The organism is Janthinobacterium breve, assembly GCF_051380895.1.
Classification (GTDB): Bacteria; Pseudomonadota; Gammaproteobacteria; order Burkholderiales; family Burkholderiaceae_D; genus Janthinobacterium.
The window spans coordinates 241,819-260,883 of record NZ_JBNYXY010000012.1; the positions used below are offsets into that span (position 1 = coordinate 241,819).

At 63.3% G+C, this 19,065-nt stretch carries 21 protein-coding genes; 11 read left to right on the plus strand and 10 right to left on the minus strand.

What is annotated here, in order from left to right; genetic code table 11:
- Nucleotides 1-93: 93 nt before the first annotated feature.
- Together ACQ4W0_RS24545 and ACQ4W0_RS24550 are read right to left on the minus strand one after the other, a co-directional pair.
- Nucleotides 94-2,259: a sensor histidine kinase gene (locus ACQ4W0_RS24545; RefSeq protein WP_436579127.1), complete on the minus strand. Its 2,166-nt coding sequence runs from the start codon at nt 2,257-2,259 to the stop codon at nt 94-96.
- Nucleotides 2,256-5,336 (minus strand): response regulator, encoded by a 3,081-nt coding sequence (locus ACQ4W0_RS24550; protein WP_436579128.1) that lies wholly within the window; start codon nt 5,334-5,336, stop codon nt 2,256-2,258. The genes ACQ4W0_RS24545 and ACQ4W0_RS24550 overlap by 4 nt, the downstream gene beginning before the upstream one ends.
- A 264-nt stretch (nt 5,337-5,600) precedes the next feature.
- On the opposite strand from ACQ4W0_RS24550, the gene ACQ4W0_RS24555 reads away from it, so the two are divergent.
- The 3 genes from ACQ4W0_RS24555 (at nt 5,601) to ACQ4W0_RS24565 (ending at nt 6,898) form a co-directional block, all read left to right on the plus strand.
- Entirely contained in the window at nt 5,601-5,876 is a 276-nt protein-coding gene (locus ACQ4W0_RS24555) for a hypothetical protein (RefSeq protein WP_436579182.1), read from the plus strand.
- Nucleotides 5,789-6,337: a T6SS immunity protein Tli4 family protein gene (locus ACQ4W0_RS24560; RefSeq protein ID WP_436579129.1), complete on the plus strand. Its 549-nt coding sequence runs from the start codon at nt 5,789-5,791 to the stop codon at nt 6,335-6,337. The genes ACQ4W0_RS24555 and ACQ4W0_RS24560 overlap by 88 nt, the downstream gene beginning before the upstream one ends.
- A gap of 81 nt (nt 6,338-6,418) precedes the next feature.
- Nucleotides 6,419-6,898, plus strand: a complete 480-nt coding sequence (locus ACQ4W0_RS24565) for a GNAT family N-acetyltransferase (RefSeq protein ID WP_436579130.1) — start codon at nt 6,419-6,421, stop codon at nt 6,896-6,898.
- Between the two features lie 4 nt (nt 6,899-6,902).
- Here the strand turns inward: ACQ4W0_RS24565 and ACQ4W0_RS24570 are convergent, their stop codons facing one another.
- The 6 genes from ACQ4W0_RS24570 to ACQ4W0_RS24595 all read right to left on the minus strand — a co-directional run bounded on the left by ACQ4W0_RS24570 (nt 6,903) and on the right by ACQ4W0_RS24595 (nt 10,392).
- Nucleotides 6,903-7,076: a hypothetical protein gene (locus ACQ4W0_RS24570; RefSeq protein ID WP_436579131.1), complete on the minus strand. Its 174-nt coding sequence runs from the start codon at nt 7,074-7,076 to the stop codon at nt 6,903-6,905.
- Nucleotides 7,069-7,446 (minus strand): DUF2750 domain-containing protein, encoded by a 378-nt coding sequence (locus ACQ4W0_RS24575; protein WP_436579132.1) that lies wholly within the window; start codon nt 7,444-7,446, stop codon nt 7,069-7,071. The genes ACQ4W0_RS24570 and ACQ4W0_RS24575 overlap by 8 nt, the downstream gene beginning before the upstream one ends.
- Nucleotides 7,436-7,717: a hypothetical protein gene (locus ACQ4W0_RS24580; RefSeq protein ID WP_436579133.1), complete on the minus strand. Its 282-nt coding sequence runs from the start codon at nt 7,715-7,717 to the stop codon at nt 7,436-7,438. The genes ACQ4W0_RS24575 and ACQ4W0_RS24580 overlap by 11 nt, the downstream gene beginning before the upstream one ends.
- A gap of 1 nt (nt 7,718) precedes the next feature.
- Nucleotides 7,719-8,108: an Imm1 family immunity protein gene (locus ACQ4W0_RS24585; protein WP_436579134.1), complete on the minus strand. Its 390-nt coding sequence runs from the start codon at nt 8,106-8,108 to the stop codon at nt 7,719-7,721.
- Nucleotides 8,105-9,745: a SulP family inorganic anion transporter gene (locus ACQ4W0_RS24590; protein ID WP_436579135.1), complete on the minus strand. Its 1,641-nt coding sequence runs from the start codon at nt 9,743-9,745 to the stop codon at nt 8,105-8,107. Before ACQ4W0_RS24590 ends, ACQ4W0_RS24585 begins: the two co-directional genes overlap by 4 nt.
- 77 nt (nt 9,746-9,822) lie before the next feature.
- Nucleotides 9,823-10,392: a TetR/AcrR family transcriptional regulator gene (locus ACQ4W0_RS24595; RefSeq protein WP_436579136.1), complete on the minus strand. Its 570-nt coding sequence runs from the start codon at nt 10,390-10,392 to the stop codon at nt 9,823-9,825.
- A 127-nt stretch (nt 10,393-10,519) separates the two neighbouring features.
- Here ACQ4W0_RS24595 and ACQ4W0_RS24600 point away from each other — a divergent pair, with 127 nt between their 5' ends.
- The gene (locus tag ACQ4W0_RS24600; protein ID WP_436579137.1) at nt 10,520-11,497 is read left to right on the plus strand and encodes an SDR family oxidoreductase; all 978 of its coding nucleotides are present in this window, start codon (nt 10,520-10,522) and stop codon (nt 11,495-11,497) included.
- A gap of 3 nt (nt 11,498-11,500) precedes the next feature.
- The gene (gene ku / locus ACQ4W0_RS24605; RefSeq protein ID WP_436579138.1) at nt 11,501-12,376 is read left to right on the plus strand and encodes a non-homologous end joining protein Ku; all 876 of its coding nucleotides are present in this window, start codon (nt 11,501-11,503) and stop codon (nt 12,374-12,376) included.
- A gap of 31 nt (nt 12,377-12,407) precedes the next feature.
- Here the strand turns inward: ku and ligD are convergent, their stop codons facing one another.
- Nucleotides 12,408-14,906, minus strand: coding sequence for a DNA ligase D (gene ligD, locus ACQ4W0_RS24610; RefSeq protein ID WP_436579139.1), 2,499 nt, complete (start codon nt 14,904-14,906; stop codon nt 12,408-12,410).
- 232 nt (nt 14,907-15,138) lie between these two features.
- Here ligD and ACQ4W0_RS24615 point away from each other — a divergent pair, with 232 nt between their 5' ends.
- The 6 genes from ACQ4W0_RS24615 (at nt 15,139) to ACQ4W0_RS24640 (ending at nt 18,378) form a co-directional block, all read left to right on the plus strand.
- Complete coding sequence (locus tag ACQ4W0_RS24615) at nt 15,139-15,450, plus strand: hypothetical protein (protein ID WP_436579140.1); 312 nt, start codon at nt 15,139-15,141, stop codon at nt 15,448-15,450.
- A 222-nt stretch (nt 15,451-15,672) separates the two neighbouring features.
- Entirely contained in the window at nt 15,673-16,002 is a 330-nt protein-coding gene (locus tag ACQ4W0_RS24620; RefSeq protein WP_436579141.1) for a hypothetical protein, read from the plus strand.
- Nucleotides 16,003-16,043: 41 nt separating this feature from the next.
- Nucleotides 16,044-16,376 (plus strand): hypothetical protein, encoded by a 333-nt coding sequence (locus ACQ4W0_RS24625; RefSeq protein WP_436579142.1) that lies wholly within the window; start codon nt 16,044-16,046, stop codon nt 16,374-16,376.
- Nucleotides 16,377-16,604: 228 nt separating this feature from the next.
- On the plus strand, nt 16,605-17,624 hold the full coding sequence (locus ACQ4W0_RS24630) for a serine hydrolase domain-containing protein (protein ID WP_436579143.1): 1,020 nt from the start codon (nt 16,605-16,607) through the stop codon (nt 17,622-17,624).
- A gap of 115 nt (nt 17,625-17,739) precedes the next feature.
- Nucleotides 17,740-18,072 (plus strand): hypothetical protein, encoded by a 333-nt coding sequence (locus tag ACQ4W0_RS24635; protein ID WP_436579144.1) that lies wholly within the window; start codon nt 17,740-17,742, stop codon nt 18,070-18,072.
- 45 nt (nt 18,073-18,117) lie between these two features.
- Nucleotides 18,118-18,378: a hypothetical protein gene (locus tag ACQ4W0_RS24640; protein ID WP_436579145.1), complete on the plus strand. Its 261-nt coding sequence runs from the start codon at nt 18,118-18,120 to the stop codon at nt 18,376-18,378.
- Nucleotides 18,379-18,457: 79 nt separating this feature from the next.
- Here the strand turns inward: ACQ4W0_RS24640 and ACQ4W0_RS24645 are convergent, their stop codons facing one another.
- A complete protein-coding gene (locus ACQ4W0_RS24645; protein ID WP_436579146.1) occupies nt 18,458-19,024 on the minus strand; it encodes a fasciclin domain-containing protein in 567 nt (188 codons plus the stop codon).
- Nucleotides 19,025-19,065: the final 41 nt, after the last annotated feature.

Here is a 19,065-nt window from a genome sequence, read left to right on the forward strand (position 1 = left end):
ACTATCATCATAATCTTTATTGCAATTTAGCACCATCCATGCGCGGCACTTAGTCCGTCTTTTCATCGAATTCGATGTTGTCAGCCCACACTTTCAGGTATGCACCAGCGCGCCCTCGCTGTCCAGCAAGACACACAGCTGACGGTACTGGTGCTGGTCGAGCATGGCCTGCAGCGGCGCCAGCAACGGTGCCGCCGCTGTCGGCAGGGTTGCCAGCAGCTGCGCCACCCTGGCCAGATTCAATTCGCGCAGCGCCACCAGCAAGGCGGCGCGCTCTTCACCGGCCAGCAACAACAAGTCTTGCGCCTGCAGTGGCGGCGGCACTGCCGCCTGCGCCGGCATGGCCGGCGGCACGGGAGCCAGCACTGGCGCCTGCGCCGCCTGCGCGGGTATGCTGAAACGGAAGGTGGCACCCTGCCCCGGCAGCGACTCCAGCGTCAGTTCGCCTTTCATCAACTGCACGAATTCGCGCGAGATGGCCAGCCCCAGGCCCGTGCCATCCTTCGGTCCCGCGCTGTCGGCCTGCACGAAGGGTTCGAAGATGCGCTGCTGGTCCTCCGGGGCGATGCCGATGCCCGTGTCGCTGACGGCGAACGACAGGCGCCACGTGGCCTCGTCGCGCCGCTCGCCGCGCACGCGCAAGGTGATCTCGCCGCTGCCGGCAAACTTGACGGCGTTCGACATCAGGTTCAGCAGCACCTGGCGCAAGCGCGTCGCGTCGAGCAGCACGGCCGCCGGCAAGTCAACGCAATCGAGGCGCAAGGCCAGTCCCTGCTGCTCGGCGCGCATGCCCAGCATGTCCATCACCTCTTGCAACAGGGGCGCCAGCGCCACTACGGCCGTCTGCGCCTGCAAGCGTCCCGCCTCGCCCTTCGACAGTTCGAGGATTTCATTGATCAGGGTGAGCAAATGGTTGCCGGAGCGGTGGATGATGGCCAGGTTGCGCTTTTCATCGTCCTGCATATTGGGCGAGGCGGCCATCAGGCGCGAAAAGCCGATCACGGAATTCAAGGGCGTGCGCAGTTCATGGCTCATGTTCGCCAGGAAGGTGCTCTTGGCGCGGTTCGCCGCCTGCGCCTGGCTGACGGCCACCGACAGGGCGCTCGTGCGCTCGGCCACCAGTTCTTCCAGGTGATGGCGGTGGCGCAGCAGTTCCAGTTCGGCCTCGCGGTGCGCCGTGATGTCGTAGTTGGAACCCACCAGGCGCATGGGCTGGCCCCGCCCATCGCGGAAGATCACGGCATCGGCCTTGATGTAGCGGATGGCGCCATCGGGCCACAGGATGCGGTACTCGTGCGTGAACGCCTGGCCGGCGTCCAGTGCGGCGCGCAGGGCCTCCTTGGCGGCCGGCACGTCGTCCGGCACCAGCGCTGCGCGCCAGATGGCCGCCGGCGACATGGTGCTGGCCGCATCGGCCTTGAACTGCGCGTACATCTGTTCATCCCACTGCAATGCGTCGCTGCTGACGTTCCAGTCCCAGATGCCGATGCTGGCCGCACCGGTCGCCATCTGCACGCGCTCCTCGCTGCGTTGCAGGGCGCGGTAGCGGCTGTCGAGCAGCGCCACCATGTCGCGGATGGAACGGTACAGGGTGCGCAGCTCGCCCAGGAACCACGCTTTCGGCGGCGTGCCGAACGCTTCGCCCTGCCCCGCCTTGACGCCTGCAGCGTACTGACCGATCGCCTTCAGGGGCTTGAGCATCAGACACCACATGAGCAGCCATATGCTGGCCACCAGGATCACGTCGAGGGCCACGATCATGGCGCCGATGCCCAGCGCGCGCTGCCGCAGCTGCGCGTGCAGCAGGGCCGGCGTCGCATACACAGCAACGCTGCCGATGACTTGTCCACCCATCGTCACGGGACGCCGCTGCACCAGCCAGCCCGGTTCGGCCGACAGCGTGGAGAGGCTGTCGATGGCGCCGTCCGCATTGCGGCGCAGGACCAGCGCCTCCTTGCCGATGCCCGGCGTGAGGGAGCTGGCCACCAGATCGCGCTTGCCCAGCATGCTGCGCATGATGGCCTGCATCTGCTTTTCATCGAGGTTCCACAATGGCAATTCGATGGCCACGGCCAGCTGGTCCGCGCTGACGGCCAGGCTGCGATGCAGTTGCTGCCAGCGCTGTTCGCGTTCGGACTGGTAAAACAGCACGGCAAACACCAGCAGCAGCGCAGTGACGACACAGGTCAGCGCCACGCTGACGGCCAGCACGATGGATACGCTGCCCAGACGGGCGCCTTTGGGTGCGTGAAAAGTCATGCGTCTTCGCCCTGCGGCTCGCTGGCCAGCTGCGCCAGCAAGGCGCACAGCGTCTGGTACTGGTGCTGTTCCAGCATGGCGGCGATGTGCGCGGACAGCTGCGGCAGGCTGGTGGAGACGCCGGCCAGCACGATGGCGCTGCGCCGCAAATCGAGGGCTTGCACGGATTCGAGCAGCGCCTGCCGTTCGGCTGCGCCCAGCTGGCCCAGCGCCTGCTGCAAGTCAAAGGCCGCCGCCGGCACGCGCGGCAACGCGGCGGCGCTGCGCTGGAAGCGCACACCCAGTTGCTGCTCCAGCATGGCGAACAGGTGTTCCTGCTCGATCGGTTTGCGCAGGAAGCCGTCGGCGCCGGCCGCCAGCGCCTCCTGTTTTTCTTCCTCGAAGGCGGAGGCGGTCATGATCACCAGTCGCGGCTGCACCAGCGTCGTTTGCGCGCGCAGCCAGCGCGTCAGCGCCAGGCCATCCATGCCCGGCATGCGCCAATCGCTCAGCACCATGTCGTAGCGCTGCGCCGCCAGCATGGCTTGCGCCTGCGCGCCGCCCGCCGCTTCCTGCAGCTGGAAACCCAGCGGCGCCAGCAAGCCGGCCAGCAGCTTGCGGCAGTTATCATCATCATCGACCAGCAGCACCATGCGCCCGCGCTGGCCCGGCGGCAGGCGTGCCACGCGGCCCGGCGCCGGCGCCGCGATGGCCGGCTGCTGCTGCACCGGCGCGCGCAGGTCGAAACGGAATACGGAGCCGGCTCCCAGCGTGGAATCGACGCGCAGCTCGCCGCCCATCAGGCGCACGAATTCGCGCGAAATGGTCAGCCCCAGTCCCGTGCCGGCCTGCGCCACCGCGCTGTCGGCCTGCACGAACGGCTCAAAGATGCGCTCCAGGTCCGCTTGCGCGATGCCGCTGCCCGTATCGCGCACGGCAAACGCCAGCGCCATTTGCCCATCTTCTGCCGCCTGGCACGCGAGCGACAAGGTCACGCTGCCCTGCTCGATGAACTTGAGCGCGTTCGACAGCAGATTCAGGAGCACCTGGCGCAGCTTGGCGCCATCGAGGCGCACCAGCGGCGGCACGCCGGAACGTTCGAGCTGCAGCGCGATGCCCTGGTCGCTCAATCGCATGCGCACCATCTCGAGCACCTCGTCGAGCAAGCCATTCAAGTCGACGGGGCCCGTTTGCAACTGCATGCGGCCCGCCTCGATTTTCGACAATTCGAGGATGTCGTTGATCAAGGTCAACAAGTGGTGACCGGCGCGGTTGATGATGGCCAGGTTATGCTTTTCTTCCTCGAACATGCTGCTCGAATCGGCCATCATCTGCGAAAAACCGATCACGGAATTCAAGGGCGTGCGCAATTCGTGGCTCATGTTGGCCAGGAAGACGCTTTTCGCGCGATTCGCCGATTCGGCCTCGGTGACAGCCACCGACAGGGCGGCCGTGCGCTGCTGCACCAGTTCCTCCAGGTGGTCGCGGTAGCCGAGCAATTCCTGCTCGCTGTGCTTGCGCTCGGAAATGTCGACGATGCCGCTACGCACCAGGCGCCGCCCTTCCATGGGCAATCTGACCAGCCGTACTTCGCAGGGAAAAATGCTGCCGTCGGCACGTCGCACATTGCGTTCCACCAGCACAGGCTCGCCCTGCATGGCGCGGCGCAGATGCTCTTCCATCATCAGCCCCAGCGGCAGGCCATCGGGCTGCTTGCCGCTATACAGGTCGAACGGCCCGCAGGCCAGCAGCGCCTCGCGCGACAGGCCCAGCATGCGCTGCGCGCTGCTGTTGGCGTCGACGAAGCGGTCCAGGTCCAGGTCGTACACCAGAATGGCTTCCGGCGCATGCTCGACCAGGATGCGGAAGCGCTGCTCGCTCTCGCGCGCCTCGCTCTCGGCGCGCCGCAGGCGCCGCCGCTGCAGCAGCAAGGCGCTCAGCAAGCCGGCCATCACGATGAAGACGCCGCCCACCAACAGCACGGCGACGCGGTGTTCATGCCACAGTTGCGGCGGCCGGTTGAAGAACAGCGTGTGCGGCGGCAGGCGGCTGATGTCCGCATCCCAGCGCTGCAGTTGTTCCCAGTCATACATGGGCAGCGGGCGGGCCGGCGGCAGCAAGGCGCCCGGCGCGGCAGGCGCCTTGCCCGCCAGCACGGTCAGCGACATCTGCGCCACCTGCTGCGCGGCCTGTTCGATGTGCAGCATGGAGCCGCCCAGGATGCCCTTGCCGACCGTCGCGTTGTACATGCCAAATGTGGGCACATTGGCCAGCCGCGCCAGCTGCACGGAAAACTGCACGGGCGTGGCGATGGCGCCATCCACGTCACGGTTGACATTGCCCGCCACCAGCACGCTATCAGGGGGCAAGTGCGCCACCGCAGAGCGCATCTGGTCCAGGGTCAGCTTATCGAGGTAGCGCATGGCCACCTTGCCCTGCCACGCCAGCGCCGCCTGCTGCATGCTGCGCTTCAAGACCTGATCGGCCTCGCTGACGCCGACGGCCAGGACGATGGTTTTGGTCTCCGGAAACAGCGCCATGGCTTGCGCCAGGGTACCGGGAAAATCGACATTTGCCTTTTGCTGCCAGATGGCAGCCGGGCTGCCGGCCGGCAAGGCCATGCCCGAGGTGTTAATCGCCAGCACGGGCACGCCGCGCGCCAGCGGCGCCAGGTCCGACAACAGGAAATCGAGCGCCGGCTGCTGCATGGCGATGATCAGGTCGGCCTTGCGCCCCATCATCTGTGTGTATCTTAAAAGCAACAAATCACGCATTTCGTTGCGCAGCGCCGGGTCGCCCTGGGTATTCATGTTCAGGTGCTCGACCATGATGTCTTCGCTGGCCAGGCCCGCAGCGATCATGGCGGCCACATAGGTGCGCGTGTACGATTCCACGCCGGCGCGGCCATAGTCGTAGGCGTTAAGGAACAATACGCGCTGGCCCTGGTGCGGCGGCGCAGCCGCGGGCGCCGATGCCGGCAAGGCGGCAGGGGCCGCGGCGACACAGAACGCCAGCAGCCATGCGCGGCAGCAGCGGCGCACCGCTGCCCTGCCCATCGCACCGCCAGGCCGCAAGCCGCCCGGCACATCACGCATCATTCGCCATGCCCATGCTCACTCCCGCCTGTCACCATGTTTCAACTATGCGCTGACTGCTCAGCCACCGACACTTACAAAAACATGATAACGTCAACTGCAGGGGCAAGTCTATTCCCTAGGGCAATCTTTCGGTGATTGCCATGCCGTTTCTGTGTTGCCCAAGCGCCGCAAGTCATCTTTTTGCGCAAACGCAATTTTTTGTGAAGGAAAAGCTTTAATACTGGGACTTCCGCGAAAACTGGCATGAAGGAAACGGGAAATCCCATGTCAGCGGCGCGCAATGCACAGGGGAGTCCGGATATGTTCTGTCTAGCCCGTAAAACGCTACTTTTTTGCATGGCCATGTTCGTGCTGGCACTGTCGTCGGCTTGCGCCGAAAAAGATCCTGGCAAGGATAAATCCATCAAACTGAGCAAACGCCTGGAAGTCTTGTTCCAGAAAACAAAACTGGTTTGTTTTGGGCGCTATGCATTGGAAGTCCCCATCGACGCACAACTAATAAGAGGACAGGTATTTACCTGCCAAGTCTTCCCGATGTAACTTTTTCGATCAGTTCTAACAAAGACGCCTACGGCGATTATCCTCCTGCAGAATATGATGCAAAAGTACGTGGGAAATTATCATTACTTGCTCGTATCCAGGAAGCAAAAGACCAGCAAGGCAAGAACTACCCTCCTCGTACTCTGCTACGCGAGGGCAAGCGTGACGTGCAGCACTGGCATGGCGAGGAATCGTTGATACGGCGTACCGATGGCGTGCATGATTTTGAATGGACGCTGGTGGGTACGCCGCGCGATATCGCCTATCCAGCGGTATTGGAAGCATCCATGTACACCAAGGTCGCCCACAACATGGTCGGCGCCGCCGAAGCCGCGTCGCTGACCGACGAGGAGGCCATTGCCTTGTGGGACAAGTTGCTGTCCGGCCTGAAGTTCCGGGTGAAAGTGCCGGGGGCGCCGCCGGGTTCGTACTATATCGATCCGGACAAGCCAGCGCAGTGATGGCTGGATAATGTGGCAGCAGCTCATGCTGGCGCGATGCAAGCCATTGCGCTAGCATGATCCTTTTGCCTGGAAGCGTCCATGCCCATCACCCTGCGCCCCGCCCTGCCCGCCGATATCTCCGCTCTGTGGGCCTTGCGCACGGTGGCCGTGCGCGTCAGTTGTGCCACGCACTATGCGCCGGAACAGATCGCCGCGTGGACGGCTTCGCCCGTGCCGGATGGCTATGCCGCCATGCTGGCCGCAGGTGGCGGTATCGTGGCGATGCAGGGCGAGTCCATTGCCGGCTACGCCATGCTGGACCTGGACAAGCAGGAAGTCGATGCCGTGTTTGTCGATCCGGCCTGCGCGGGCCTGGGCATCGGCAAGCGACTGCTGGCGGCGCTGGAGCAATTGGCGCGCCAGCGCGGCATTGCGCACCTGCACCTGTCCGCGTCGCTGAACGCCGAGCCGTTTTACCGGGCCGCCGGTTTTGTTGCCTTGCGCGAGGAAGTGTATGCGCACCCCAGCGGCATCAGCCTGGCCAGCGTGGCGATGGAAAAGGCGCTGGCGGCCGCCTGAGGCTTCAGTCTTGCGTAGCTGCAGCTTCGGACTGCGCCAGGCATTGCTGCAGCTTCGCGATCAGGGCACGCACTTCATCGTCGCCCAGGTCCAGCGGGTCACCCTGCGGGCCGACGGCGATCAGGCAGATGGCCGAGCCGTCGTACCAGGCGTCCAGGCGTTCTGCTTGATTATTCATATTGTCTGGCTTCCTCTCGCAGGTCTGCAAGCAGATCAGCCGGCGCCACGACGCTGGCGCTGCCTTGCGGCACGGCAAACACGAAAGCCAGTTGATCATTGCCCGCCATGCCGGGCAGCCACTTGGTCAGAACATCGTCGAGCGCGATGGCGCGCGGCTGGAAATCCATCCAGTCGCCGCTGGCACATGCTTGCGCAAAGGCCGCGTCCGGCCAGAGGGAAATAGCCACCTTGCCGTCAACTTGCGCCGTGGCCCAGCCTGCATGGTACAAGCCCCACACTTCTTGCGTATCAGCCACCTTGCGCACAAAATAGGCATGGCGGTCGGCGGTCGGCAGCTCTGCCACCTGCTTGAACTTTTCAGGATGCACGGTTTTCCCCTACCCCGTCCCATACCCGCAGCTGCGGCGTGCACCAGCCCGTCACCATGTCGAGGGCATCCAGTATCACGTCTTCCAGCGGGCCTTCCTGCGTGGCGGGACGCAGTTCGTGCAGCAAGCCGGCCACCTGCGCCGCCGTCACGCCGCTGGCCTGGTAGCGCAGCAAGATGGCACGCAGCGTGAGCAAACCTGCCCTGGCGTCCAGCGCGGCCAGCAAGTCCCGGTCGATGTCGGCGATGATGGTTTGCGTGGTTTGCAGCATCTCAATCCGCCTCCCACGCGATAGCGGCCGGCTGCGCGCCGCCCGTCCTGAAAAACGCGACAAAGGCACGCTGGCAGTGTTCCACCTCCACGCACCATGCTTCGGGATACTCGTCCACCTGGCCATTGGCCAGCAGATAGCTGCAGGCGCCGTCTGCCTCTTCGTCGCCCAGTGTATGAAAACTCAAGTCATCCTGCCCCGACAGATACATCAGCCAGGCATTACCGCCATTGCGCAGCATGCACAGGGCCGGGCCCTGTTCCGCTTCCGTCGCCCTGGTCAGCCACAATTCGCATTGCGCCAGCGCACGCGCTTCCTGCAGCGCTTGTTCCAGCGCAAGGATGCTATCGATCACACGCGGCTCGCCGTGCAGATGCAGTTCCATGCTCATGTGTTTCCTCCACTCAAGTCGGCTGTCGCCAGCGCCGTGCTCAGGTACAGCTTGCCGCTCAGGTCTTGCAACAGGCTGCTCTGGCGCAAGCGGTCCATCACGGGCCCCTTCACTTCGGCCAGGTTCAGGCTGATGCCGCGCTTGATCAGCGCGCTGTTGAGCTCGATCAAGCCCAGCAAGGCCGTACTGTCGATCTGGTTGACGGCCGACAGCACCAGCACCAGGTGGCGCGCCGTCGGATGGCCGCGCAATTCGTCTTCCACGCGCTCGGTGACGGCTTCCACATTGCCGAAGAACAGGCCCGCATCGATGCGCAGCAGCAAGACGTCGGGCAAGGTTTGCGCCTCGTAGCGCTCCACGTTGCGGAAGTGCTCGCTATTCGGGATACGCCCCAGCACGGCGATGTGCGGGCGGCTGGCGCGCCAGATCAGGGTGCCCATCGACAGCAGCACGCCGATCACCACGCCCGCTTCCACGCCCAGCACCAGCACGCCGGCCGTGGTCGCCAGCAGGGCCAGCGCATCGCTGCGGTCGTAGCGCCACGACAGTTTCAAGGTATCCCAGTCCAGCAGGCTGCTGACGGCAAAGATGATGGTGGCGGCCAGCACGGGCAGCGGCAGCAGGGCCAGCCAGCCCGTGGGCGCCACCAGCGCCAGCGCCAGCAAGCCCGCCGTGATGATGCTGGCCAACGGCGTGTTGGCGCCCGCCTGGAAATTGACGGCCGAGCGCGAGATGGAACCGGTGACGGGAAAGCCGCCCGACAGCGCGCTGGCCACGTTGGCCGCGCCCAGGCCCAGCAGTTCACGGTTCGTGTGCAGTTTTTCACCGCGTTTTTGCGCCAGGGTCTGGGCGGCGGACATGCTCATTAAAAAGATGATGAAGGCGATCAGCAGCGCCGGCGACAGCAGGGTGCGCCAATGGGCGCCGGAGGTGGCCAGGTTCAGGCCGGGCAAGCCGCTGGGCACGTGGCCCGTCGTCTGCACGCCCATCGCTTCCAGGCCGCCATAGGCGACGAGCGCGATGCCGGCCAGCACCAGCGCCATCGGCGCCAGGCGCGCGCCCACATCGGCCGCCACCGGGTTCAAGCCGCAGCGCTGCAGCAGGCGCGACGCGTAGCGCTTGGCCAGCCACAGGAACAGCAAGCCGGACAGCCCGAGGACCAGGCTGGGCGCATGCCAGTGGGGAATGCTGGCTCCGAGCAAGGGCGTGATCTGCCCCCAGATAATCAGGATCGCGGCGCCATTGCTGAACCCGCTAATCACGGGGCGCGACAGGAAACTGGCCATGAAGCCCAGGCGCAACACGCCGCACAGCAGCAGGACCAGGCCGCTGATGAAAGCCAGCTGGGCGGCCAGGACGATATATAAAGAGGAACCGGGGTCGGCCAGCGGCGCCAGCGCGGCGGCCGTCATCAGCGAGACGATGGCCATGGGGCCCACCGATTGGGTCATGCTGCTGCCGAACAAGGCGTACAGCACGGGCGGCAAGATGCTGGCATAGATGCCCACCACGGGCGGCAAGCCGGCCACCAGCGCGTAGGCCATGCCTTGCGGCACCATCATCATGGCGACAACGATACCGGCAGTGATGTCCCCGGCCAACAGAGGACGCCGGTATTGCCTGAGCCAGAGCAGCATGATGAAATCCCAAAATCTGAAAACCGAAGCCTATCATGCGACGAGGCCGGCTGACAGGGGGTACTTGGCTGCCGTGCTCAGTCTGGCAACAATTGCGCCTTCACGGCATCGAGGATTTCCGCCGACAGGACCTCGTCATCGACGGAACGGGCCAGCACCATGGCGCCCACCATGGCGGCAAACGTGGCGATCGCCTGCTGGCGCCGCCGCTCCGGCGCGCCGTCGGGCAGCAAATCCTGCAGCAGCGCGAACTGCTGCTGCGTGGCTTGCGTAAACGCGGGACGCGCGCCGGGCGACATGCGCGCCGCATCGACGCCCATGGCCGCCGCCGGGCAGCCGCTGCCGGGTTGGTCGCGGTGCCTGGCGGTCAGATAGTTGTCGATGATGGCCGGCAACGCATGCTGCGGGTCGCTGGCGATCTTCGCCCGCCACCCTTCCAGCGACTGATTCAAGGCATGCTGGCAGGCCTCGATCATCAAATCTTCCTTGGAAGCGAAATGGCCATAGAAGCCGCCATGCGTGAGGCCTGCATTTTTCATCAGGTCGGCCACGCCGATGCCGTCGTAGCCCTTTTCGCGGAACAATCTGGCCGCCACGTCGACGATGCGCTCGCGGTTCAGCGCCGCCTGTTCCCTGCTCACTTTCATGCTGCCCTCCCGTAATTATGTCAATCATCATATAACTTTACGCCTGTTTTCGCCACTCTGTTAGCAAGCGCACCGTTGGACGCTGGTGCCGCGCCGATACTGGATCTTCGTTTCCACGGAGGCCAGCATGAACGAGAACAAGGACCAGTCCGCCGGTAACTTGCAGCGCAGCATCCAGCAGGAACAGGACCAGCGCGATGCCGGCAAGACGGGAAAACAGCAGGACAGGCAGCCCGTGCAGACGAGCAGCCGCAGCCAGCCAGGGGCGCCCCTGCCCTCCCAGCACCTGGCCAAACCGGGCATCGAAGCGCAGATGGAGCTCAAGCCGCGTTTCCTGGCCCCTGATTATTGCGGCAGCGGCAAGCTGGCCGGCATGGTGGCCATCATCACGGGCGGCGATTCGGGCATCGGCCGCGCCGTGGCCGTGCTGTACGCGCGCGAAGGGGCCGATGTCGCCATCATTTATTTGAACGAGCACGCCGACGCCAACGAAACCCGCCGCTACGTGGAAGCGGAGGGCCAAAGCTGCCTCCTGATTCCCGGCGACGTGCGCGAGCAGGGTTTTTGCCAGCAAGCCGTCAGCCAGGTGCTGGACAAGTTCACGCATATCGACATACTGGTCAATAACGCCGCCTTCCAGGAGCACGCGGAGTCCTTGCTGGACCTGAGCGAGGAACGCTTCGACCTCACCATGAAAACCAATGTCTACGGCTACTTTCACATGGCCAAGGCCGTGCTGCCCCATTTGCAGCGGGGCGCCTCCATCATCAACACGGGGTCCGTGACGGGATTGCAAGGGTCCAAGCACTTGCTCGATTATTCCACCACCAAGGGCGCCATCCATGCCTTCACCATGGCGCTGGCCGGCAACCTGCTCGACAAGGGTATCCGCGTCAACGCCATTGCGCCCGGTCCCGTCTGGACGCCCCTCAACCCGGCCGACAAGACGCCCGAGGAAATCCAGAAATTCGGCGCGGACACCGACATGCGCCGCCCGGCTCAGCCCGAAGAATTGTCGCCCGCCTACGTCTTTTTGGCCTCGCCCGCCTGTTCCAGCTACATCACGGGCATCATCCTGCCCGTCACCGGCAGCGTGGGGAACTAGGCCATGGCGCGTGCATTGTGGAAAGGCGCCATCAGCTTCGGCCTAGTGCATATCCCCGTCGAGCTGATTTCAGCCAGTCTCGACCATGAACTGGATTTATCCATGCTGGACCGCCGCGACTTCGCGCCCATCGGCTACAAGCGCTACAACAAGAAGACGGGCAAGGAAGTCGAATGGGACGACATCATCAAGGGCTATGAATACAAGACGGATGCGTACGTGGTGCTGTCCGAAGAAGACTTGAAACAGGCGAATGTGAAGGCCACGCAAACCATCGATATCCTCACCTTTGTCGATGCGGCCGAGGTAGCGCTGACCTTTTACGAGCATCCGTATTATTTGCTGCCCGCCAAGGGCGGCGAGAAAGTCTATGCGCTGCTGCGCGAAACCTTGCGCAAGGCCAATAAAGTGGGTATCGCCAGCGTGGTCATGCGCACCAAGCAGCATTTATGCGCGCTGGTCTGCGTCGACAAGGCCATCGTGCTCAACACCCTGCGCTACGCTGATGAAATCCGCCCCACGGAGGACCTGGACTTGCCCGGCAGTACCCTGAAGGCGGCGGGCATTACCGACAAGGAACTCAAGATGGCCCTGTCGCTGGTGGAGGGCATGAGCGAAACGTGGGAACCGGCGCAATACCACGACAGCTACCGCGAAGACGTGCTGGCGCTGGTCAAGAAGAAAATCAAGGCCAGGCAGACCAAGACCATCACGCCGCCCGCGCCCGAGGCGGAAGAAGAACACGGCAGCAATGTGATCGACCTGGTCGCCTTGCTGCAGCAAAGCCTGGGCAAGAAAATGCCCGCCGCGCCAGTCCGCAAGCGCGCGGCCTCGTCCGCAACTCGCAAGCCACCGCCGGCCAGGCGCAAGGCGGCATGAACAACCCAACTGGCGCGCGCAGTCCTGCCGTTCAAGCGGGAGGAGTAAAGGCCAGCTTTTTCATCGCCGCATCGAGGCCTTTCGCGCTGCGCGCATAGCCATCCCACGGTGCATTGCCCACGTCGAGGCGGCTGTGGACGTTGCTCACGGTCCATTGATCACCCGCCTTCAGCTTGTCGAGCTCATCCCAGGCCAGCGGCACGGAAATGCCCAGCCCCGAGCGCGTGCGGGCCGACCACGCGCACACGGTGGTGGCGCCCCGTCCGTTGCGCAAATAATCGATGAAGATCTTGCCGACGCGGTTGGCGGGACCGCTCTTGACGACAAAACGCCCCGGTATGTGCTGCGCCATGTGCGCTACGATGGCTTGCGAAAACGCTTTCACCGTATCCCAGTCGTATTTCGGGCGGATCGGCACGACCACATGCAAGCCCTTGCCGCCGCTGGTTTTCAGCCAGGCGGGCAAGCCCAGTTCCGTCAGGAAGGCGCGCAGCAGCACGGCCGCTTCGCGGATCGCGGCCCAGGCCACTCCCTTGCCCGGGTCCAGGTCGAACACCAGGCGGTTCGGTGTATAGTAGGCGCTGGCCAGCGCGTTTTGCGTGTGAAATTCCACCACATTCCATTGCGCGGCCGACAACAAGCCCTGTACGCTGGCCACTTCCAGCATGGCGGCATGCTCGGGATCGAGGCCGGGATCGAGCTGTTTGACACCGGGCATGGTCGAGGTATCGGCATGTTTCTGGAAAAACAGCTCGCCGCCCACGCCGGCCGGCGCGCGCACCAGCGACACGGGCCGGCCCCGTAAATGCACGAGCATCAGCTTACCCACCAGCGCGTAGTAGCGCACCAGGTCGATCTTCCTGGCGCCGCTGTCCTTGTCGATCACCCTGTCCGCATGGCTGACCTTGAAACTGGCCGGCAAGACGCTGTCCGGCATGGCTTTATGTTGCATCGTCGTCTCCTTGTCGATCTGCTGCGCCTGCTCGCGCACGATGGCGGCCGGTTTTTTGTCCTGGCGCAAGCCATGAAACACGGCATGACGAACGGCACCGCCACTGGTCCATTGCGCAAAACTCACTTCGGCCACCAGCTGCGGCTTGACCCAGATGGGCTGGCGCACGCCGCCCGCCCTGCCCGCAAACGGGCTTGTCCCGATGGCCAGCGCGTCGAGGCGGCGCCGCAAGTCGCGCAAGGTGGCATCGTCAAAGCCGCTGCCCACATTGCCCGCGTAGCACAGCTTGCCCTGCTCATCATGCACGCCCAGCAACAGCGAACCGAGCCCTTCGCGCGCGCCCTGCGGCGCCGTATAGCCGCCGACGACGAATTCCTGGCGCAAGCCGCATTTGAGCTTGATCCAGTCGCCGGAGCGCCGCGTGACGTAGGGTGAACCGCGCCGCTTGCCGATCACCCCTTCCAGTCCCAGGCGGCAAGCGTGGTCCAGCAGCTGCTGCGGCGCAGCATCGAGCGCAGCGCTGAAGCGCAGCAGCGGCGAGGCGGGCAATTGTTCCAACAGCCCCTGCAGCAGTGCCCTGCGCGCCTCGACCGGCTGTCCCCGTAGGTCGTGGCCATCGAAATACGCCACGTCGAACAGGTAATACACGATCTCGCTAGTGTTTTCCGCATCGAACGCGCGCTGCAAGGCGCCGAAATCCGGCTGGCCGCTGGCGTCGTTGACGACGATTTCACCGTCATACCAGCCTGGCGGCAAGCCCAGCTTTTCCAGCGCCTGCCGCAGCTTCGGCAGTTTGGCCGTCCAGTCATTGCCATTGCGCGTCATCAAGCTGACCTGTTCGCCATCGCAACGCGCGAGCAAGCGGTAACCGTCGAATTTCACCTCGAAAATCCAGTCTTGCGCGTCTGACGGCGGCGTATCGACCAGGGTGGCCAGCTGCGGCGACAGGCTGGCGGGCAGCCTGGCGGCTGGCGCTGCCGCCTGGTCCGTGCTCTTCTTGCGCCTGGGCATGGCCTTGTTCTTGACGCTGTCGGGTTGCTCGTCCACGACAGAAAATTCCAGTGCCGGCCGGGCATATTCGTCTTTTTCCTTGATCAGCAGCCAGGCTGGCTGCTTTTCGCTGCGCTTATCTCCCTTGCCTTTCATGCGCACCAGCACCCAGTTACCCTGCATCTTGTGGCCGTACAGGGTGAATTTCAGCTCGCCGGCCGCCAGGGCCGCGCACGCGTCCGGCGTGGCCGCCTGCGCCTGCCATGTCCCCTGGTCCCAGATGATGACCTTGCCAGCGCCATACTGTTTTTCGGGGATCGTGCCTTCAAAGCTGGCGTAGGCCAGAGGATGGTCTTCCACCTGCACGGCCATGCGCTTGTCGCGCGGGTCGTAGCTGGGCCCTTTTGGCACGGCCCAGCTTTTCAGCGTGCCATCGAGTTCCAGGCGAAAATCATAGTGCAAACGGCTGGCCCAGTGCTTCTGGATCACGAAGGTGAGCACGTCGCTGGCGTCCTCGCCGCCACCTGCAGGCTCGGGCGTGACGGCGAAATTGCGCTTGGCTTGATAGGTTTTCAGGGCGGCTTTCATGGCGAACCCATGCGTTGACGATGGTATCGAGTCTAGGCCGCCAGGGGCTTGGGCGCGGTACGCCAGCTAACAGAGTGCCTCGACGCGCGCGGCCGTCCGGCAAGGCGCTTACGCGGCAAGTGTAAGTATTTGTAATTACCTGTCAACGGTATTGCCACACGGCGCGTTTTTGGCTCAGTGACAGGGGAAATGCATCTCCTGAACTACAACCCACTTCTCGAGGAACTGCACCATGAAAAAAGTAATCGCTACTCTGATCGCCGGCTTGTTCGCTACCGCAGCCTTTGCTCAAACGCCAGCCGCGCCTGCCAAGGCCGAAGCCAAGCACACCAAGGAAGTGGCCAAAGCAGAAGCGAAAGAAACCAAGGCCGTCGTGAAAGCCGATGCAAAAGAAGCCGCCGTTGCAGCCGATGCGAAAGCCGATGTGGCCAGCGCCAAGGCTGACGCCAGCGCCACCAAGGCCAAAGCCCATCACAAAGCGAAAAAAGCCAAGGCCAAAGCTGACGAAGCCAAAACTGAAGCGACCGCAGCAGCAGCCAAATAATCAGTTCCGCGCGTTTTCTGCGCCACGCAAAAAGACAGCTTCGGCTGTCTTTTTGCGTTTTCATGTCTACATCACGCAGCAACAGCCGATAAAACACCTGATTGTAAGAAAGTGTAAACAAGGTCAACGGTAACCTTCCGGGACGCGTTTTATGCTCAGTGACATGGGAATCATCCCGGCACCAACAGACGTACCAGACAAACCACCACTGAGGACTGCACCATGAAAAAACGCATTTTCAACCTGAGCGCTACCCTGATCGCCGGCCTGTTCGCTACCGCTGCCTTTGCTCAAACGCCCGCAGCGCCAGCAGCCTCGGTTCCCGCAAAAGTGGAAGCGGCCCACACCAAGGCTGTCGTAAAAGCAGATGCCAAGGAAGCGCAAGCCGTCGTGAAAGCGGATGCAAAAGAAGCGAAAGCCGTCGTCGACGCGAAAACGGAAGCAACGACCACCAAAGCCAAGGCGCATCACAAGGCCAAGCACACCAAGGCCAAGGCCGATGCAAAACTGGCTTCGGCCACCGCTGAAGCAGCACCAGCAGCAGCCAAGTAATCATCGACACCCCATCGCTCACCACTCGCCAGGAAAATAAAATGAAAAAAGTTATCGCCACCCTCGTCGCCAGCCTGTTCGCTACCGCAGCCTTCGCCCAAACCCCTGCCGCCCCGGCAGCCTCGGCTCCGGCCAAGGCGGAAGCGGCCCACACGAAAGCCGTGGTCAAGGCAGAAGCCAAGGAAACCAAGGCTGTCGTGAAAGCCGATGCCAAAGTGGCTGCTGCATCCGCCGACGCGAAAGCCGATGTCGCCAGCGCCAAAGCCGATGCCAAAGCCACCAAGGCCAAGGCCCATCACAAGGCAAACAAGGCCAAGGTAAAAGCGGACGCAGCCAAAGCAGATGCAGCAGTTGCTGCCACGCCGGCAAAGTAAGCCTGAACGTCGTCACGGGAGCGCATCCGCCGGGTCTGCGCTAGCGTGATCACTTCGCCTGCAATACCAGGGACAGCTTCGGCTGTCCTTTTTGCATGGCGCGACGCAAAATGGCGCATGCTGCGCCGCACCTTCATGCAACCTTTATCGAACAGGCCAGCTTGTGCGCGACAAAACGGCGCACATGAGGGACACTGTCACTCCGACCATTGCCACGAAGCCCATCCCATGCGCCACCTGCCCTTGCTCCTGATTGCCGCCCTGTGCCTGCCTTGGAGCGCCAACGCGCAAGACACCCCTGCCACCCTGGAGCAAGTCCTGCAAGCCCAGGACCGCGACAGCCATGGCGACTTGCGCGCCGTCGTCGTGCTGCGCGAGGGCGCTATCGTCGCCGAACGCTATTACAACGGCGAGACGGCCGATACCCTGCACGACATCCGTTCGGCCGGCAAGAGCATCACTGCGCTGCTGGTGGGCATGGCCGTGGCGCGGGGACAGCTGGCCACCAGCAAAACGGTGGGCGACTACTGGCCCGAAGCGGCGAACAGCCCCGCCGGCAAGGTGGTGCTCGACGACTTGCTGACCATGCGGTCGGGCCTGGCAGCCTTTGACGAAGACGAATACTCGCCGGGCAATGAAGACAAGCTCGATGAGGCGTCCGACCCCGCCGCCTTCGTGCGCGGCGTGCCGGCAGCCACGGCGCCGGGCAGCACCTACCGCTACAACTCGCTGGGTTCCTACATCGCGGGGCGCGTGGTGGAGAACGCCAGCGGCGCCGACCTGGAAGACTATGCCGCCAGGGTGTTGTTCGCGCCATTGGGCATCACCCGCTGGAGCTGGGGCCGCGACGTGGCCAAGCACCCGAAAGGCCAGGGCAATCTGTCGCTGCGCGCGCGCGACACGGCAAAAATTGGCCAGATGGTGCTCGACGACGGCGTATTTGACGGCAAGAGGGTGATCGACGCCGCCTGGCTGCAAGCCGCGCTGGCGCCACACGTGGCCATCGGCGCCGTGGACCGCTACGCGGACAGCTATGGCTATTTCTGGTACGCGAAGACGCAGGACATCGGGGGCCAAAAGATCGCCGTGCATTTCGCCTCGGGCAATGGCGGCAACAAGATCTATGTGATTCCCGCGCGCCGCATGGTGGTCAGCATCGCCTCGAGCGCCTACGGCAAGGGCTATGGACAGCGCCGTTCTGAAGACATCCTGCAGGCCATCCTGAAGGCGGATGCAACGCAGATGTAAGCGTTTGTAATGACCGTCAACGCAAGCATCCGGGGGCGCGTTTTATGCTCAGTGACACGGGAATCATCCCGGCACCAACAGACATACCAGACAAACCACCACTGAGGACTGCACCATGAAAAACGTAATCGCCACCCTGATCGCCGGCCTGTTCGCTACTGCTGCCTTTGCTCAAACGCCAGCAGCCCCCGCAGCCTCGGTACCCGCCAAAGTGGAAGCGGCCCACACCAAGGCCGTCGTGAAAGCGGACGCCAAGGAAGCGCAAACGACCGTAAAAGCCGATGCGAAAGAAGCAAAAGCAGTTGTCGCCGCCAAAACGGAAGTCGCCAGCGCCAAAGCAGAAGCCGCCACCACGAAAGCCAAGGCGCACCACACTGCGAAAAAAACCAAGGCCAAGGCAGATGCAAAACTGGCCTCGGCCACCGCTGAAGCGGCTCCAGCGAAGTAATTCATTCTCACTGCATTCACCCGAAAATACACCAAGGATCTCATCATGAAAAAAGTCATCGCCACCCTGATAGCCAGCCTGTTCGCCACCGCCGCTTTCGCCCAGACGCCAGCCGTCGCGCCAGTCGCTCCAGTAGCACCGATTCCTGTCGTCGCCCCTGTCGCCAAGGCAGAAGCACCGGCAGCCGCCGTCAAGCCTGCGACGCACAAGAAAGCCAAGCATCACAAGGCGAAGAAAGCAGCATCGGCAACGCCAGCTCCGGCCGCAGCGGCAGCTTCCGCACCGGCAGCAGCGCCAGCCAAGTAATCGCGACCGCAGCAGCCAAAAAGACAGGGGTTTCCCTGTCTTTTTTTTCGTCCGTTTTTTCGTCCGCTTTTTCCTCTACTTATTTCGGCATCAGCACCGTGTCAATAACATTGATCACGCCATTCGATTGATACACATCATAGGTACTGATGTTGGCGCTGTTGCCGCCCTCGTCCATCACCACGATGTTGTGCATGCCGTTCATGGCGAACATCAGCTTTCCCCCGCTGGCCGTGGGCAGAATCGCTTTACCGTCGTGCATCTTGATTTCCCTGGCCAGCGCCTTGAAGTCATATTTGCCGGGCACCACGTGATAGGTGAGGATTTTCGTCAGCGTCGCCTTGTTTTCCGGTTGGACCAGGGTCTCGACGGTGCCGGCCGGCAGCTTGCCAAACGCCGCATTCGTCGGCGCGAACACGGTAAATGGCCCCTTGCCTTTCAAGGTATCGACCAGGCCTGCAGCCTTGACGGCAGCCACCAGGGTCGTGTGGTCGGCCGAATTGACGGCGTTATCGACGATGTCCTTGGACGGATACATGCTCTGGCCACCCACCATGGTGCTCATGTCGGCGGCAAACGGGGCGCTGGCGGCCAGCATGGAAGTGATGGAGGTGACGAGTAATGCTGCGGGAAGGAAGGTGCGCATGATGATATCTCCTGGATGACTGCGTTTGCATGATTGCAGGA

Coding starts and splice junctions, on each gene's coding strand:
- ACQ4W0_RS24545 (WP_436579127.1), bottom strand. CDS start 2,259: ATGACTTTTCACGCACCCAAAGGCGCCCGTCTGGGCAGCGTATCCATC.
- ACQ4W0_RS24550 (WP_436579128.1), bottom strand. CDS start 5,336: ATGATGCGTGATGTGCCGGGCGGCTTGCGGCCTGGCGGTGCGATGGGC.
- ACQ4W0_RS24555 (WP_436579182.1), top strand. CDS start 5,601: ATGTCAGCGGCGCGCAATGCACAGGGGAGTCCGGATATGTTCTGTCTA.
- ACQ4W0_RS24565 (WP_436579130.1), top strand. CDS start 6,419: ATGCCCATCACCCTGCGCCCCGCCCTGCCCGCCGATATCTCCGCTCTG.
- ACQ4W0_RS24570 (WP_436579131.1), bottom strand. CDS start 7,076: ATGAATAATCAAGCAGAACGCCTGGACGCCTGGTACGACGGCTCGGCC.
- ACQ4W0_RS24580 (WP_436579133.1), bottom strand. CDS start 7,717: ATGCTGCAAACCACGCAAACCATCATCGCCGACATCGACCGGGACTTG.
- ACQ4W0_RS24585 (WP_436579134.1), bottom strand. CDS start 8,108: ATGAGCATGGAACTGCATCTGCACGGCGAGCCGCGTGTGATCGATAGC.
- ACQ4W0_RS24590 (WP_436579135.1), bottom strand. CDS start 9,745: ATGCTGCTCTGGCTCAGGCAATACCGGCGTCCTCTGTTGGCCGGGGAC.
- ACQ4W0_RS24595 (WP_436579136.1), bottom strand. CDS start 10,392: ATGAAAGTGAGCAGGGAACAGGCGGCGCTGAACCGCGAGCGCATCGTC.
- ACQ4W0_RS24600 (WP_436579137.1), top strand. CDS start 10,520: ATGAACGAGAACAAGGACCAGTCCGCCGGTAACTTGCAGCGCAGCATC.
- ku (WP_436579138.1), top strand. CDS start 11,501: ATGGCGCGTGCATTGTGGAAAGGCGCCATCAGCTTCGGCCTAGTGCAT.
- ligD (WP_436579139.1), bottom strand. CDS start 14,906: ATGAAAGCCGCCCTGAAAACCTATCAAGCCAAGCGCAATTTCGCCGTC.
- ACQ4W0_RS24615 (WP_436579140.1), top strand. CDS start 15,139: ATGAAAAAAGTAATCGCTACTCTGATCGCCGGCTTGTTCGCTACCGCA.
- ACQ4W0_RS24620 (WP_436579141.1), top strand. CDS start 15,673: ATGAAAAAACGCATTTTCAACCTGAGCGCTACCCTGATCGCCGGCCTG.
- ACQ4W0_RS24625 (WP_436579142.1), top strand. CDS start 16,044: ATGAAAAAAGTTATCGCCACCCTCGTCGCCAGCCTGTTCGCTACCGCA.
- ACQ4W0_RS24630 (WP_436579143.1), top strand. CDS start 16,605: ATGCGCCACCTGCCCTTGCTCCTGATTGCCGCCCTGTGCCTGCCTTGG.
- ACQ4W0_RS24635 (WP_436579144.1), top strand. CDS start 17,740: ATGAAAAACGTAATCGCCACCCTGATCGCCGGCCTGTTCGCTACTGCT.
- ACQ4W0_RS24640 (WP_436579145.1), top strand. CDS start 18,118: ATGAAAAAAGTCATCGCCACCCTGATAGCCAGCCTGTTCGCCACCGCC.
- ACQ4W0_RS24645 (WP_436579146.1), bottom strand. CDS start 19,024: ATGCGCACCTTCCTTCCCGCAGCATTACTCGTCACCTCCATCACTTCC.